Annotated in this window: 9 protein-coding genes and 1 tRNA gene; 7 read left to right on the top strand and 3 right to left on the bottom strand. The window is 73.5% G+C overall.

Annotation, left to right across the window (positions count from 1 at the left end):
• Nucleotides 1–38 precede the first annotated feature (38 nt).
• From DEI96_RS11350 to DEI96_RS11320, 7 genes are all read left to right on the top strand, one after another.
• Nucleotides 39–110 (top strand) — tRNA-Gln (locus DEI96_RS11350).
• 362 nt (nt 111–472) lie between these two features.
• Nucleotides 473–3238, top strand: coding sequence for a non-ribosomal peptide synthetase (locus DEI96_RS11345; RefSeq protein WP_146246987.1), 2766 nt, complete (start codon nt 473–475; stop codon nt 3236–3238).
• 427 nt (nt 3239–3665) lie between these two features.
• A complete protein-coding gene (locus DEI96_RS11340) occupies nt 3666–4637 on the top strand; it encodes a glycosyltransferase family 2 protein (RefSeq protein WP_245165670.1) in 972 nt (323 codons plus the stop codon).
• Entirely contained in the window at nt 4634–5599 is a 966-nt protein-coding gene (locus DEI96_RS11335) for a glycosyltransferase family 2 protein (RefSeq protein ID WP_111025028.1), read from the top strand. The genes DEI96_RS11340 and DEI96_RS11335 overlap by 4 nt, the downstream gene beginning before the upstream one ends.
• Complete coding sequence (locus DEI96_RS11330) at nt 5596–9159, top strand: glycosyltransferase (RefSeq protein WP_111025029.1); 3564 nt, start codon at nt 5596–5598, stop codon at nt 9157–9159. Before DEI96_RS11335 ends, DEI96_RS11330 begins: the two co-directional genes overlap by 4 nt.
• 58 nt (nt 9160–9217) lie before the next feature.
• Nucleotides 9218–11560: a PIG-L family deacetylase gene (locus tag DEI96_RS11325; RefSeq protein ID WP_284183603.1), complete on the top strand. Its 2343-nt coding sequence runs from the start codon at nt 9218–9220 to the stop codon at nt 11558–11560.
• The gene (locus DEI96_RS11320) at nt 11545–12519 is read left to right on the top strand and encodes a glycoside hydrolase family 16 protein (RefSeq protein ID WP_111025043.1); all 975 of its coding nucleotides are present in this window, start codon (nt 11545–11547) and stop codon (nt 12517–12519) included. The genes DEI96_RS11325 and DEI96_RS11320 overlap by 16 nt, the downstream gene beginning before the upstream one ends.
• Before the next feature lie 68 nt (nt 12520–12587).
• On the opposite strand, the gene DEI96_RS11315 is transcribed toward DEI96_RS11320, so the two are convergent.
• From DEI96_RS11315 to DEI96_RS11305, 3 genes are read right to left on the bottom strand one after another with little or no spacing between them, the layout of a single operon-like run.
• Nucleotides 12588–13799 (bottom strand): glycosyltransferase family 4 protein, encoded by a 1212-nt coding sequence (locus DEI96_RS11315; RefSeq protein ID WP_181440611.1) that lies wholly within the window; start codon nt 13797–13799, stop codon nt 12588–12590.
• A complete protein-coding gene (locus tag DEI96_RS11310; RefSeq protein ID WP_110863942.1) occupies nt 13796–15301 on the bottom strand; it encodes a lipopolysaccharide biosynthesis protein in 1506 nt (501 codons plus the stop codon). The genes DEI96_RS11315 and DEI96_RS11310 overlap by 4 nt, the downstream gene beginning before the upstream one ends.
• Nucleotides 15298–16284, bottom strand: coding sequence for a beta-1,6-N-acetylglucosaminyltransferase (locus DEI96_RS11305; RefSeq protein WP_284183602.1), 987 nt, complete (start codon nt 16282–16284; stop codon nt 15298–15300). Before DEI96_RS11305 ends, DEI96_RS11310 begins: the two co-directional genes overlap by 4 nt.
• Nucleotides 16285–16378: the final 94 nt, after the last annotated feature.

The following is a 16378-nucleotide window of genomic DNA, read 5'->3' as shown; positions in this document are numbered from 1 at the left end:
TGCCCCGGGTGACCGGGCCAGAAGGCCGACAGGCCTTTTGGGGTATGGTGTAATTGGCAACACAGCGGTTTCTGGTACCGTCGTTCTTGGTTCGAGTCCAGGTACCCCAGCACTCTACGAACAGCCCCCGGGACATCCCGGGGGCTGTTCTCGTTTCCGGGACCTTCTCGTTCCGAGCGTCCTCATCGGCGATGCACGGCGCATCCACGGTCACACCACGGCTGATCCGGAGGTTGCGCGGAACCGCACGATCCCCGAGCCGGGCGAGCCGCCGTGCGGGAGGCGCCCACGGCGGTGGACCGGTCGTTCCGGAGTCGTACCGTCCTTGGCGGGCGCAGGCCGCGCCTCCAGGCAGGTTGCGGTTCCCCGCACCGGGCAGACGCCTGCTCGCGGGCGGGGGAACGCGGACCTACGGTCGGAAGACCGTCGCGGGAGTCGTGGCGGTCCGCTGCTGAGCACCCGAGGTGTCATCGTGACCTCCGTCGACCCGCTGACGACCGTCGATCCCTGGAACCACCCCGCAGCCGTGCCCGCGGCGGCCGACCACTCCGTACTGGACCGCTGGGACCGCGTGGTGGCACTCCGGGGCGACGCCGCCGCCCTCGCGGGGGACGGCCGTCCGTACACCTACGCCGAAGCGGACCGGGCCTCGCGCGCGCTGGCCTCAGCCCTGTCCGTGACGCTCCGACCCGACGACCACAGCGGCGCCGGTGTCGGCGACACCCCGGGCGGGGCATCGAAGCCGGTCGGGCTGATGGCCGGGCAGTCGACCGAGGCCGTGATCGGCATCCTCGCACTGGTGCGTGCCGGACGGACCGTGGTGGTGCTCGACGACCACCTGCCCGCAGCACGGCTGGCACACGTGGCCCGCCTCGCCGGCGTCGACGAGATCGTCGCCGACACCGAGCGTGCGACGCTGGCCGCCGACGTCGTCGCGGAACGGGGCGGCCGGGTGCACGCACTCGGCGAACTGCTGGACGCGGGTGAACCGGGCGCGGCCCCGTCGGCGGACACCGTCGGCGTGCGCCCCGGCGGGCGAGACCCCTTCGCCATCGTCTTCACCTCCGGCTCGACCGGCATGCCGAAGGGCGTCGTCCTGACGCACCGGCAGCAGATCGCCGACGCCGAGCAGGACGCGGTCGCGCTCGGCCTCGGCCCCGGCGACCGGCTCGGTGTCGTCCTGCCGCTCTCCTTCGCGGCCGGGCTCCTGTTCTCGTTCGACACGTTGCTCTGCGGCGGCACCATCGTGCTGCTCGAGCCGCGTGAGCTCGGTGTCGAGCGGCTGCTCGGGCGGTTCCGGGACGACGACGTGAACGTGCTCGTCTGCACCCCGCACCTGCTGCGCTCGATCATCGGGTCGCAGAACGCCCCCGGGTCGCACGGGACGGCGGCCGGGACCGCACCGGTGCTCGGCGGACTGCGCTTCCTGATGACCACGGGCGAGTCCGTCACGGGCGCCGACCTCGCCGCGGCCCGACCCCACCTGGACCCGGACACGCTGCTCCTGAACGCCTTCGGCTCGAGCGAGACCGCGTGCGTCGCGTACTGCCCGGTGGCCCCGGGGGAGCCGGTGCCCGAGGGCGTCGTGCCCGCCGGGTGGCCGTTGCCCGGCAAGACGGTCCTCGTGCTCCGCGAGGACGGCAGCCCTGCCGACCCGGGGGAGACCGGCGAGCTCGTCGTGGTCTCCGACGCCCTGACCGCGGGCTACTGGGGTGCGCCGGAGAAGACCGCCGAACGGGCCGGACGCACCGGCGAGGCCGAGGCCGCTGCCGGCATCCCCGTCGGGACCCCGAGCTGGCGGCAGGGCGACCTGGCACGCGTCGACCCCGACGGGCGGCTCGTGCTGCTCGGCCGATCCGACGACGCCGTGAAGGTCCGCGGCTACCTGGTCGAGCCGAGTGAGGTCGAGGCGGCGCTCCGCGCGGTCCCCGAGGTGCACGACGCGGTCGTGACGGCACAGGTCGACCCCGGTTCCGTCACCCGGCTCGTCGCCTACGTGGTCGGTCGCCCGGGGCACCGCACCCCGGCACCGGGTGCGCTCCGACGGGCGCTCCGTGAGCGGCTGCCCGAGTACATGGTGCCGGCGTCGATCGTGCCGATGACCGAACTGCCGCGGAACGAGCGCGGCAAGGTCGACCGGGCCGAACTCCCCGGGGCGCCGAGCGTCGAGACCGAGATGGTCGAGGGCGAGTACGACCAGTGGGAGCTCGTCGTCGGGCAGATCTGGGCCGAGGTGCTCGGGCTCCGGGGTGTGCACCTGGACGAGGACTTCTCCGCCCTCGGCGGCGACTCGCTGTCCGCCGAGGAGATGCTCGCCGTCGTGCAGGACCGGCTCGGGGTCGACCTGCGCTCCTCGGACGTGCTCGAGCACCCGACGCTCCGCGCCTTCGCCCGACGGGTGCGGAGCGGGACGAGCGCGCTGCCGAGCCACCCCGACGTCGTGAAGGTGTCCGAGGCGCGAGAGGGCGGCCGTCCGCCGGTGTTCTGCTTCGCCGGTGGCGGTGCCCTGGCGCTGACGTTCCTGCCGCTCTCGCGGCACCTGCCCGCGCACGACCTGTACGCGTTCCAGCAGCACGCCCTCGAACGCCGCGGGGTGCCGGACTGGAACATCGAGCGGAGCGCCCGCCGCTACCTCGCCCTGATGCGCATCGTCCAGCCCCGCGGCCCCTACCTGCTCGTCGGGCACTCGCTCGGCGGACTCGTCGCGCTCGAGATCGCCCGGCTCCTGACCGAGAGCGGCGAGCAGGTGGAACACGTCGTCCTGCTCGACACCTACCTGCCCCGCACGAAGTCCGAACAGGCCCGCCTGCACTTCGGCCGGATGGAGCCGCGCGACCAGCCGAACACCGCCGTCCGTGCCGTGCAGCGGGGGCTCGACCGCGCCGTCCGGCGGGTCCTGCCCGCGGGTGTGCCGTACGGGGCACTGTTCGCCAAGCGGCTCCGTGCCTACACCGCCGGCGTGCTGCGGCACGGTGGGCAGAAGGACTTCGACGCCTTCTTCGACCAGGCCGAGATCGTCACCAGGCGCCACCACCCGACGCCGTTCCACGGGCGCGCCACCTACGTCCTCGCCGACGCCAACCCCGACGCCGCCGGGTGGTCCGCCCTGCTGCGCGGGCCCACCGAGATGGTGCGGATCGCGAGCGAGCACACGTCGCTGCTGCGGGAACCGCACGTCGCCGAGCTGGCGGTGGCGCTGCGGGCCGCCTTCGAGACGGCGGACGTGCCGCAGGTCTGAGACCGGCCCACGGGCGGACGGGAGGCGCGGTGCCAGCTGGCACACCTCCCTCGCAGGCTCGGTCAGCGCGCCCCGCGCAACGCTTCGCGTTGCCGCTCTGCGGGGCGCGCCCGTCCGCTCGTCCTGCGTCCACCACCCGCCGGCCGCCGCGCCGGACCGCGAACCTGCACGACCGTTGCGGGTTTCCGTATCCGCACCCGGGTGTCCGCAAGGGACCGCACCGCGCATTGACCCTCCCGCTGGCCACGGCGATGGTTGGAACCGCGGGGGAGAGTACCCACTCACCCGCGGCAAGCAGGCGGCGTCGTACCCGCGTCCCGCTGCTCGACCGACGACGGTCACCGTCGTCGATGCGTCATCCGAGGACGCGCCGCTCGTCTCGACGAGCCACCACCCGACAGCAACCCTGACCCGACAGGACCGCGCCATGCCCGCACGTACCGTTCGCCCTGCAGACCCGAGGGTCTCCGTCGTCATCCCGGCACGGAACGAGGCCCGCAACCTCGAGATCATCCTCCCGAAGCTCCCGCCCGTGTACGAGGTGATCCTGGTCGACGGCAACTCCGTCGACGACACCATCGCCGCCGCCCAGCGCGTGATGCCCGACATCCGCGTCGTGCACCAGACCCGCAAGGGCAAGGGCAACGCTCTGGCCTGCGGCTTCGAGGCCGTCACCGGCGACATCGTCGTCATGTTCGACGCCGACTGCTCCGCGGACCCCGACGAGATCCCGCGGTTCGTCCAGGCGCTCGTCGACGGCGCCGACGTCGCGAAGGGCACCCGGTACTCGCTCGGCGGTGGCAGCGACGACATCACGATCGTCCGGAACATGGGCAACCGCGGCCTGAACATGCTCTGCAACATCATCCTCGGCACCCGCTACAGCGACCTCTGCTACGGCTACAACGCCTTCTGGGCGGACGTCCTGCCGGAGATCGGTCTGCTGTCGTCCGAGCTGCCGAAGCCGGCCGATGGTTCGATGCTGTGGGGCGACGGGTTCGAGATCGAGACCGTCCTGACCTGCCGCTGGTCGGCTGCCGAGCTCGCGATCACCGAGGTGCCGAGCCACGAGAAGCTCCGGGTGCACGGTTCCAGCAACCTCAACGCCGTGACCGACGGCATCCGCGTGCTGAAGTCGATCATGCACGAGCGTCGTCGTGCCGCGATCGGCCGTGCCGAGGTCCGCCGCGCGGCGATGAGCGTCGTGCCGCCGGCCGAGCAGCTGGCCGCGCCGGCTGCTGCGCCGGTTGCTGCTGCTCCCGTCGCTGTTCCCGTCGCTGCGACGCCCGTCGCCGCTGCGCCGGTCGGTGCGTCCGTCGCGACCCCGGTCGCCGCGTCCGCCGTCGCCGGGGCTGCCGTCGTCGCGTCCGTCGTCGCCCTCGAGGAGGACGTCGCGTGACGACCGTCGCGGTCGTCATCTGCGCCTACACCCAGCAGCGCTGGGGTGACCTGCAGGACAGCGTCGAGTCGGCGAAGCGCCAGCCCGAGGGCCCCGAGGTCGTCGTCGTCATCGACCACGAGCCCGAGCTCCTGGCCCGCGCCGCCGCGCGCTGGCCGGAACTCCGGGTCGTCCCGAACACCGAGGACCGCGGACTCTCCGGGGCCCGGAACACCGGTGTCGCCCTGACCGACGCCGACGTCGTCGCGTTCCTGGACGACGACGCCACCGCGGACCCCGACTGGCTCGGGTACATGCTCACCGCGCTCGAGGACCCCGACGTCGTCGGTGTCGGCGGTCGTGCCACGCCGTCCTGGCCGACCGCGACCGGCGCCGGCCCGTACGCCGACGAACTGCTCTGGATCGTCGGGTGCTCGTACCGCGGGCTGCCCGAGACCCCGGGCGACGTCCGCAACGTCATCGGGTCGAGCATGGCGTTCCGCCGCGACGCGATCCTGCTCGCCGGCGGTTTCCGCTCCGGCATCGGCCGCGTCGGCAACCAGCCGCTCGGCTGCGAGGAGACCGAACTCTGCATCCGCATCGCCCAGGCCCGTCCCGGCACGCGGATCCGGCACGAACCGCGCTCGAACGTCTCGCACCGGGTCTCCCCGGACCGTGTGACGATGCGCTACCTGCGCCGCCGCAGCTACTACGAGGGCATCTCGAAGGCCGTGCTGAGCCGTCGGGTCGGCACCGGCGACTCGCTCGCCAGCGAGTCGACCTACCTGACCCGGGTGATCCCGGGCGCCGTGCTGCGCGAACTGCGCCACGTCGGTCGTGGCGGAGGCCTGCGGGCGTACGCCATCGCGCTCTCCGTCGTCTCGACGGTCGCGGGCTACGCCGTCGGCCGGGTCCTCGGCACGGTCGTCGTGCGGACCCCGCCCGCACCCGCACCGCTCCCGCAGCCGGTGGGCACCCCGTGACCCGCGCGACCCTGGCGATGGTCCTCTCGCCGGTCGTGACCGGGCCGCTCGTCCCCACCTGGGACGGCGCGCTCTGGGTCGGCGAGGTCGACCGTGCCGACGTGCACGCATCGAGCCACCGGGACGTCATCGCCCTGCAGGGATCGGCCGGGTACGGGCGTGCCCGCCTGCTCGTCCGCGACCACGGTGAGCCGCTCGGCTTCGTCGAGACCGAGATCACCGAACGCCGCCGCATCGGCGGCACCATCGACGTCCGTGCGCTCCTGCGCGCGATCCGGCCCATGCCGGCACCCGAGCGTCGGCCGGCAGCAGGTCTGGTGCTGCCGTCCGTCACCGTGGTGCTCTGCACGGACGGCGCCGCCGGCACGACCATGCGGTCGGTGCTCGCGAACGGGCACCCCGACTTCGACGTCGTCGTCGTCTCGCACGGCGCCGACGACGGCGGCGTGGCGACGGTCGACATCAGCGGACGTCGCGTCACCACCATCCCGGCGCCCGAGGGCGGCCTCGCCGCCGCGCGGAACGCCGGCCTGCTCGTCGCGACCGGCGACGTCGTCGCGTTCGTGGACGAGGGTGCCGTCGTGGACGGCGACTGGATCGCCGCCATCGCCCGTGCCTTCGCGGCCGACCCCGACGTGGCCTGCGTCACCGGGCTCGTGCCGAGTGCCGAGCTCCGGACGCCGGCGCAGCGCTGGCACGACGACCGCACCCCCGGTGGGCGGACCGTCCGCCGGCGGGTCTTCCGGCTCGACGACCCGGTCGACGACCTCCCGCTGCACCCCTTCGCCGCCTCGGCCTACGGCACCGGCGCGAACCTCGCCGTGCACCGCGCGACCGCGCTCCGGATCGGTGGGTTCGACACCGCCTTCGGGCCCGGCACGCGCGTCGGCGGTGGCGACGACCTCGACCTCTTCACACGACTGCTGTTCGCCGGATCCGCGATCGCCGTCGAACCGGCCGCGATCGCGTGGCAGCGATCGGCGGACGACGTCGCGTCGCTCCGCGCCGCCGCTGCCGCGCACGGCCACGGACTCGGAGCCTGGATGACCAAGAACGCACTCGACCGCGACACGCTGACCGCCTCGGTGGACGCGGCTCCGGAGGCCATCAGCGCCTTCGCACGCCTCGGCCTCGAGCAGGGCGACGACGCTGCCGACGCTGCTCCGGCGAACGGCCACGGGACGGGCGCCGCGCGTGACGCGGACACCGTCGACGCCGTCGACGCGGAGTTCGCGGCGACGAAGCGCCGGTTGCGTCGCGTCGAGCGGCGATCCGTGCTCACCGCACCGGTCCTGGCGCTCCGCGAACGCATGGGCGGCGCGGGGACGATCGACCGGACGGCGCACGGTCGCCACGAGCTGCAGCGCGGCCTCGACACCGCGGGGCCGGCACGACCGACCCCCGGTGGCGCGATGAGCCCGTCGGCGCGACTCGGTGCCGCCGCGATCGTCGTGCTGACGCTCGTGCTGGCCGCCGTCGGCAGCGTCGTCGCGCTGCCCACCCTGCGGGCGAGCGCCGTCGCGGTCTTCCTGTTCGCGCTGCTCGGGGTCGCCCCGATGCTGCTCGTCCGTCCGATGTCCCTCGCCCGGTTCGCCGTCCTCGCCGTCACCGGGTCGCTCGTCGGCACGATCGGCATCGGCTACACCATGGCGACCTTCCACATCTGGGCGCCGACGGTCCCCTTCGTCGGTGTCGTCGTGCTCACCGCGGCGGCGCTCGCCGTCTCGGTACCCCGTGACGTGGCGGAGCTCCGTCGCGCCGGCCTCGTGCGCCGCGAGACCGCCCGGCCCCGGTGGAGCACGACCGCCACGGTGACGGCGCTCTCGCTCGGCGGACTCGTCGTGGTGGTCGTCGCCGCGCTCACCCACATGGGCGACCCGGTGCCCGCAGGCCTGTTCGGCTCGCTCGGCCCCGGCCTGGTCGTCGGCCTCGTGCTCGTCGTCGCAGCGGCGGTCATCGCCCTGGTCCGCGGCCGCGCGCTCGCCGTGCCCGTCGTCGTGCTCGGCGGTGTCGTGCAGCTCGCCCAGGCGATCACGTACGGCGTGCCCACCGTGACCGCCGCCGCGCGGCACATCGGTGTCGTCGAGTACATCCGCCAGTTCGGTGGGACCAACCCGTCGGCCGACATCTTCCAGACCTGGTCCGGCCTGTTCGCCGGCGCCGCCTGGGTCGCCGACGTCGGGGGCATCGTCAACACGATCCTCATCGCCGCGTGGGTGCCGGTCCTGCTCGCCTTCAGCACGACCATCGCGGTCGGCGTCCTGGCGGCGCACTGGCTGCCCGGCGCCCGTCGGCCGTGGATCGCAGCGCTGCTGACCGCGATGACCGGTTCGCTCAACACCACGTACTTCTCGCCGCAGTCGACCGGCATCCTGATGTCGATCGTGATCCTCGTGCTCGCCACCGGACCGCTGCGCGACGCCGCCGTGACCACCGCCGACGGCTCCGTCGCCGCCAAGCCGCGGGCACGGCGGGTGGGGCTCTCGCGGATCGTCGCGATCACCCTCATCGGCATCGTGCTCGCCGTGACGCACCAGATCTCGCCGTACCTGACGGTCGCCGCACTCGTCACGCTCATCGTCTTCCGGATGCTCCGCCCCTGGTGGCTGCCCGTCGTCGTGCTCGTGCCGGCGGTGGTCTTCGCCGCGCTGAACGGTGACATCCTCGGACGGTTCCTGTCGCTCGCGGCGGTCGGACGCGTGCTCGACAACGTGCAGCCGCCCGCGCACGACATGACGGTCCTGCCGAAGCCGCTCGTCACGCGCCTGGCGTTCGACATCCCGGCAGCCGCGCTCGTGGTGCTCGGGCTCATCGCCCTGGTGACCGTGCTGATGCGGCGCGACCGGACGCACTGGGCGCTCCTCGCCACCGCCGCGAGCCCGATCTCGCTGCTCGTCGCCACGAACTACGGCCAGGAGGGCGTCTTCCGCGTCGTGCTCTTCGCGACGCCGTGGATCGCGATCCTGGCGGCGGCGCTCCCGATGCCCGCCGGTCGGTTCGCCCCGGTCGGGGCGGTCCTGCAGCGGGGGATGCGCCCGTCCGCCGTCCGGTTCGCGGTCGCCGGAGCAGCGGTGGCGGCGCTCGTCGCGATCGGTGCGTTCGGGCAGACCTCGCTCGACTGGAACCGCGTCATGACCCGGAGCCAGTCCGCGGCGACGCAGTACTACGACCGCACGGCACCCGCGGGCTCCGTGATGCTGCTCACCGGGTCGGCCAACGCCGTCCCGAGCAACACCGGCGCACGGTACTTCGACGTGGGCTACCTGTCCCGCGAAGCACTCGGCCCGTACCCGGACCCGACCGGCGGCTACGACGCCGAGGCGGACCTGTCGAACGTGACGCGGGAGCTCGTCGTGAACTGGTCGGCCACCGGCTACTACGCCCTGGTCGCGGAGCCCTTCGGCGCCTACGACGAGCGGTACGGCTACCAGAGCGACGCCGACTACCAGGAGCTCGCCGCCGCCATGGCGTCCTCGCCCTACTGGAAGCGTGTCTGGTCGTCGGGGACGACCGCGATGTACGAGCTGACGACGGAGGGCCTGCGCCATGCGACCGACTGAACCGACCTCCGACAGACCGCGACGGACGCGACGGGCCACCGTCGCGTCCGTCGCGGGCGTGCTCGCCACGGTGCTCGCCGTGCTGGTCGCGCCGAACCTCGCCGTCCAACCCGCCGTGGCCGCGGCTGCGGACTGCAGCGCCGGGCGGGTGCTCAACGTCGTCGCCCACCCCGACGACGACCTGCTCTTCCAGGGCACGGACCTGCGGAAGGACATCGACGCGGGGCGCTGCGTGCGCTCGGTGATCGTCACGGCCGGTGACGCCGGCAAGCCCGACTGGTACTGGCAGGAACGCCAGGTGGGACTGATGGCCGCCTACGCGAGCATGGCGGGCGTCGACCCGGCGTCGACGACCGGCTCCACGACGGTCGCCGGACGGACCCTGCTCACCGAGACCCTGACCGCCGACCCGCGGATCAGCCTGGTCTTCATGGACCTGCCGGACGGCAACGTCGAGGGCAACGGCTTCTGGGCGAACGGCTACGAGAGCCTCCAGCGCCTGTACACGGGCGACATGGACACGCTGCACACCGTCGCGGACGCCCCGCACGCCGCCACGTACACGCTCGCGCAGCTCCGGGCGACGCTGCAGGGGATCGTGCAGGACTTCGCACCGACGGACATCCACACCCTCGACCACGAGGGCGAGTACGGCGACGGGGACCACAGCGACCACCACACGGTCGCGTACCTGACCGACCAGGTGCAGCAGCAGTACACCGGCACGCACGGCTTCACCGGGTACATGGGGTACCCGATCGCCGACCGTCCGGCGAACCTGACGATGGCCGAGACCCAGGCGAAGGCCGACGCGTTCTTCACCTACGCCGCGCACGACAGTGAGACCTGCGCCTCGTACGAGGCCTGCTCGGCGCGACCCGAGACCTCGTGGCTCAGCCGGCAGTACACCGCTGGCTCGCCGGTGCCGACGGACCCCACCGACCCCACCGACCCCACCGACCCCACCGACCCGACCCCCACCCACACGGACGTGACGGGTTCGGCGTCGGTGACGGCGAGTGCGGAGAACCCGGCTGACGGTCAGACGGCCGTGAAGGCGGTCGACGGTGTGGTGAGCGGGTACCCGGATGCGCCGACGGCGGAGTGGGTCGCGCCGTCTGGTCGTGCGGGGACGTGGATCCAGCTCGGGTGGGCGAAGGCGACGGCGTTGGACGCGGTCGACCTCGCTGATCGGCCGAACGCGGTGGACCAGGTGCTGGGCGGGACGTTGACGTTCTCGGACGGCTCGAGTGTGACGGTGCCGGCGTTGAGCAACGGTGGTGCGGTGCAGCGGATCACGTTCGCGGCGCGCAGTGTCACGTGGGTGCGGTTCACGGTGACCTCGGTCAGTGGCGGGACGCAGAACGTGGGCCTCGCCGAGATCCGCGCGCTGGCCCCGGCCGACACGACGACGCCACCGCCGGCCCCGACCCGGACGGACGTGACGGGTTCGGCGTCGGTGACGGCGAGTGCGGAGAACCCGGCTGATGGTCAGACGGCCGTGAAGGCGGTCGACGGTGTGGTGAGCGGGTACCCGGATGCGCCGACGGCGGAGTGGGTCGCGCCGTCTGGTCGTGCGGGGACGTGGATCCAGCTCGGGTGGGCGGGGGCGACGGCGTTGGACGCGGTCGACCTCGCTGATCGGCCGAACTCGGTGGACCAGGTGCTGGGCGGGACGTTGACGTTCTCGGACGGCTCGAGTGTGACGGTGCCGGCGTTGAGCAACGGTGGTGCGGTGCAGCGGATCACGTTCGCGGCGCGCAGTGTCACGTGGGTGCGGTTCACGGTGACCTCGGTCAGTGGCGGGACGCAGAACGTGGGCCTCGCCGAGATCCGGGCGTTCTCCCCGGCGAGCAGCGGCGGTACGACGCCGACCCCGACCCCGACCCCGACCCCGACCCCGACGCCGACCCCCACGCCGACGCCGACCCCGACCCCCACGCCGACGCCGACCCCGACGCCGACGCCCACTCCGGGCCTGCGGGACGTCACCGGCTCGGCGACCCCGACGGCGATCGCCGACAACCCGGCCGACGGCCAGACCGTCGCGAAGGCCGTCGACGGCGTGGTGTCGGGTCACCCGGTCGACCACACCGCCGAGTGGGCCGTGCCCTGGGGACGGACCGGCATCTGGATCCAGCTCGACTGGGCCACCCCGGTCGCGCTCCAGCGCATCGTCCTGCACGACCGTCCGAACAGCGACGACCAGATCACGAGCGGCACGCTGACGTTCTCGGACGGCAGCCAGGTCGCCGTGGGCGAGCTCCCGAACGACGGCAGCGCCCGGACGGTCGACTTCACCGCCCGCAACGTCACGTGGGTGCGGTTCACCACCACCGGGGTGTCGAACAGCACGATCAACGTCGGTCTCTCGGAGGTCCGCGCATGGACAGCTGGATGACCCCGGACGATGACGGCCCCCGCCCCGTCGCCGAGCAGTCGGCCGCCGCGCACGGCGCCCCACCCGCGCACGGCCTCGGCACCTCCCGTCACCGCACCCCGCTCCGGACACGGGGACGACGGGTCGCGATCGTGGCCGCCGCCCTGGTGGTCGCGGTCGGTGCCGTCGCCGCGGCGACCACCGGCACGACCTCCGTCGGCCCCGGACCCAGCGGGGTCGCGATGCCGACCGGCGACGGGGACGGGGACGGCTGGAAGCGGGTGTTCTCCGAGGACTTCGACGAGTCCGCCCCGTCCGGCGGGTTCGAGGCGGCCTACGACGACCGGTTCACCGTCTACCACGGCTTCGCGGACACCGCGGGGACCGGTCGGTACCAGGCGTCCACGCTGAGCGCCCACGACGGGATGCTCGACATGCACCTCCGCACGACGAAGGCGGGCACCCCGCTCGCCGGCGGGGTCGTGCCGCTCGTCGACGGACGATGGGGCGGACAGACCTCCGGCCGGTACAGCATCCGGATGAAGAGCGACGAGGTCGACGGCTACGGGGTGGCGGTGCTGCTCTGGAGTGACGAGAACGTCTGGGCGCACGGCGAGATCGACTTCCCCGAGGGTGCGCTCGGTGCGCCCGCCTGGCTCAACGTGCACTGCCTGGTCGACCCGGCCGAGAAGTGCATCCACCACGAGACCGACGCATCGCTGGCCGATTGGCACACGTACACGATCGAGTGGACGCCCTCACGGATGTCGTTCCTGGTCGACGACGAGGTCGTCGGGAGCACCACCCAGGACATCCCTGTGGAACGCATGCACCTGGTCGTGCAGACGGGATCCCTCGAGGGCTTACCGCCCCGGGACGCCGCCGGGTCGTTGCTGGTCGACTGGATGACGATCGACGTGCCCGCGGACGGCGAGAGCCCCCGGGCCACGCTGCCGTCCACGGAACCGACCGCCGGCTGACGCCGCCGAGCCCGGCGCAGATCGACGCCGCCGCCCGGTGCGCGCAGACGACGCCGGGCCCGGCCCGGTCAGCGCCGGGCGTGTGCCAGCAGCGCCTGCAGCAGCGCTCGCACGTGCGGCTCGCGCCCGTAGCGGTCACGCACCCACGCGCGGCACCGGGCGGCGAGGGACGGGTCGAGCTCGGCGTCGTCGAGGGTGTCGAGCAGCTTCTCCGCCAGTGCGTCCGGGTCGGCCGGGTCGACGGTGTACCGCGCCCAGTCACCCGACAGGATCTCCCCGGTGCCGCCCGATGCGGCCGCGACGACGGGACGGCCGGCGGACATCGCCTCGACCACGACCCGGCCGAAGCCCTCGGGCTCGATGGACGGTGCCACCACGACGTCGGCGGCGTGCAGGAGCGGGACGACGTCGTCCCGCTCGGGGAGCACGAGCACGGAACCGGCGGGGAGCGCGTCGATCGCGGCGTGCACGGCGTCGGCTTCCTCCGGGTAGAGGGCACCGGCCAGCACGAGGAGCGGCGCGGGCGCCGTGTGACCGGCCACCGGGGGAGTGGTGACCGGCATGCGTGCCGCGGCGGTCGTACGGACGCGACCCCACGCCTCCAGGAGGGCGAGCACGCCCTTCGACCGGGTGAGCCGACCGTAGTAGAGCACCGTCGGGGTGTCCTCGGCGATGCCGAGTGCCGCGCGGGCGTCGTGCACGGACGCCGGGGTCGCGGCCGGGAACGCGTCGGTGTCGACGCCGTTCGGCACGATCGTGATGCGGTCCGTCGGTACGCCGGACGCCGCCCAGGCGCGCGCCATCGCGTGCGAGACGGCGAAGTAGCGGGTGCGGCCGCCGGCGATCGGTCCGAGCCGCCGGTAGTTCGGCGCGTGGTGCAGGTGCACCGCGAGCGGGACCCCGGAGACGAGCGACGCGACGCGGCCGAACGGCAGGTACTCGGGGCGGTTCAACCAGAGGACGTCGAGGTGCGATCGTCGGATCCGCAGCCCTTCGCGGGCGAACCGCCAGGCGTCGCGGAGCGCGGTGGTGATGCCGAACCGGTAGTCGGTGGCCTCCACCAGGCGCACGCCCATCGCCTCGTAGGGCGGCGGGCCCTCGGCGGCGCGCGGGGACTGGGCGTTCCGGTGCCAGACCTCGACCTCGTGGCCGGCGGCGACGAGCTCGCGGGTGTCCTCGAGCACGCAGCGTTCGAGTCCGCCGGTGATGGCGAGTCCGGTCACCAGCACGCCGACGCGGAGTCGGCGGGTGCCGTCGTGTGCAGTCTGTCGCGGTCTCACGAGACACCACCCCTTGCGGTCTTCAGTCGGCGGAGGAACCAGGGGAGGCAGGCGACCACCCCGGCGATGCGGACCCAGTTCCAGAGCACGTCCTGCGGCAGGAGCAGGGACGCGGCGGCCACGACGAGCGCGGCGAGGGTCGTCAGGACGATCCGGGCTCCCGGTCCGCGCCACTCGCGGCGATCGGGCAGGGCCAGCAGCTGCATGGCGGCCAGGATCGCGTAGGCGACGACGGTGGCGAGACCCGCGCCGGCGATGCCGAGCACGGGCACGAGCACGAGGTTCGCGCCGATGTTCACGGCGCCGGCGATCGCGGCGATCACCCCGACGGCGACACCGCGGCGTTCGACCAGGAGCAGACGTCCGGTCGCGCCGCTGGCGACCACGGGGAACGCGGTGATCGCGACGACGAAGACGACGACGGAGAGCTCCTGCACGCGGTACGACGCCGGGGCGAGGATCGGCAGCGCGACCGGTGACACCAGGGTCACGGCGAGCAGGACCGGTCCGAGCATCTTGTACAGCTCGTCGCGGGAGTGCATCGCGAGCTGTCGGCGGGCGACCGGGTCGCGGAGGGCGGCGAAGTGCGGCGCCCAGGCCTGGTTCGTGAAGGTCAGGAGGAGGATGACGGCCGAGCCGACGACGTAGGCGATCTGGTAGCGGGCCACCTCGTCCGGGCCGAGCAGCCGCTGGACGACGATCCTGTCGCCGGCGTTCAGCACGAAGTACGACAGGTTGCCGAGGGCGATCGGCACGCCGAGGCGGAACGCCCGGGCGGTGGTCTTGCGGTCGAACAGGCCGGCGAGACGCGGGCGGGTCGCCGCGATGCCGATGACCATCGCCACGCCCTGGGCGACGACGCCGCCCCACGCGTAGGTGGTCGCGTCGGCCTGCACCCAGGTGAGGAGCCCGAGGCCGATGACCGAGCCACCGATCGAGGACAGCAGGCTCGTGACCGCGAAGACCCGGATGCGGTCCTGGGCGACGAGCAGCGCGAGGGAGATCTGCACGATGGCGGCCGGGCCGGTCCAGAGCACCGCGACGAGGAGCAGCGGGTGGTTGCCGACGAAGCCGGCGGCGTCGGCCCAGACCGGGATCGTGGTGAGCGCGGCGACGGTGACGACGACCGCGGTGACCATGCCGACGGCGAGCAGGCCGCGCGCCCGGCGGTCGTCGCCGTCCTCGGCGCGCTGCAGCACCGACGCCTGGTCGATGCCGAGCACGGCCAGGACGACGAGCGCCTGGTACAGGGCGATGGCCGAGGCGAGGACGCCGAACTCGGCCGGCGGCATGAGGTGCGCGAGCACCGGGGAGATGAGCGACGAGACGACGAGCTGCATCGACCAGACGACGACGTACAGCAGGCCGCGGCCGAACAGGACGGAGGCGCCCTTCCGCACCGCGACCGACCCGGTGTCGAGCGACTCGGGCACGGCGGCGACGGGGACGGGCGCCTCGCGCGCTGCGCGGGCCTCACGGCGGGTCTGCGGGGGGAAGCTCACGGCGCGATCACCGCTGCCGCATCCTGCCGTGCGGACGCGGACGCGGACGCCGACGCCGACCCCGACCCCGACGCCGACCCCGACCCCGACCCCGCGCCCGCGCCCTGGCGCAGCCCGAAGGCAGCGTCCACGACGTCGAGCAGGTCACCGCTCCGGTCGGTCGAGAACTTCCGCGCGAACAGGTGCTGCACCTCGACGTCCGCGTCCGTCCGACGCTCGAGCAGCTGCCCCGCGTCGGCGACGGTCAACCACGGCGGGCTCTTCCGCGCGGTGCCGTCCCACCCGATCCACCAGAGCGGCTGGGAGACGTGCTCGTCGGCGAACCCCGGCGTCAGCGACGGCGAGTTGAGCACCGACGGCACGAAGGTCTCGTCGGCGACCCAGGTGCGCTGCCAGAACCGGACCAGGTCGGGGCGCTGGTCGACGGTGTCCACGACGGCGGCGGCGTGCCGGCGCGCGAGGACCTTGAGCTGCGAGCCCCCGGCGAAGGAGACGTTCGCCGGCACGCGGCGGGGGACCGGCAGCCGGAGCATGTGCTTGCGCCACGCCCAGTGCCGGAACCGGATGCGGGAGATGCCGCCGTCACGGCCCCACGGTGCGAACGGCAGCGGGTTGACCGAGATGAACGACTCCTCCCGGTGGGCCTCGAGCAGGGCTGTGATCTCGGTGGGGTTCGCGAGCGGGTAGTCGCTGCCGGTCAGCACGGCCACGTGCGAGGCGTCGGTCTCGGCCAGGGCGGCCCGGTAGCCGGACACCTCGGCGGCGACGTTCTCCCAGCGTGCCCAGCCGGTCCGGATGCGGGGGAGCAGCCGGACGCGGTCCGGCAGTCCGTCGGTCATGGCGCGGAACACCGTCTCGGGGGTGCGCGCGTCGCAGTGCAGGAACACCGGGAACGGGTCGAGCGCCTCGACGAGTCGGCGCACGTGTGCCGGGTCCTCGTGGGCGAGGACGATGCACGCGGGGACCGCGGGGGAGATGGCCATGGACGCGACGCTAACCGCGGCGTTCCGGGGCCGACAAGGCGACCCCTGTCCGTCTGCGGGGAAGCGGCGGTTTCCCGCACCGCCCCCGATCGGT

This window comes from Curtobacterium sp. MCLR17_031, assembly GCF_003234775.2.
Classification (GTDB): Bacteria; Actinomycetota; Actinomycetes; order Actinomycetales; family Microbacteriaceae; genus Curtobacterium; species Curtobacterium flaccumfaciens.
Note: the sequence above shows the minus strand (reverse complement) of the source record. Positions and strands in the feature narration are given on the sequence as shown.

Bases quoted from the DNA above. Each gene is read 5' to 3' on its own strand.
- DEI96_RS11340 (WP_245165670.1), top strand. From the start codon at position 3,666: ATGCCCGCACGTACCGTTCGCCCTGCAGACCCGAGGGTCTCCGTCGTC.
- DEI96_RS11320 (WP_111025043.1), top strand. From the start codon at position 11,545: ATGGACAGCTGGATGACCCCGGACGATGACGGCCCCCGCCCCGTCGCC.
- DEI96_RS11305 (WP_284183602.1), bottom strand. From the start codon at position 16,284: ATGGCCATCTCCCCCGCGGTCCCCGCGTGCATCGTCCTCGCCCACGAG.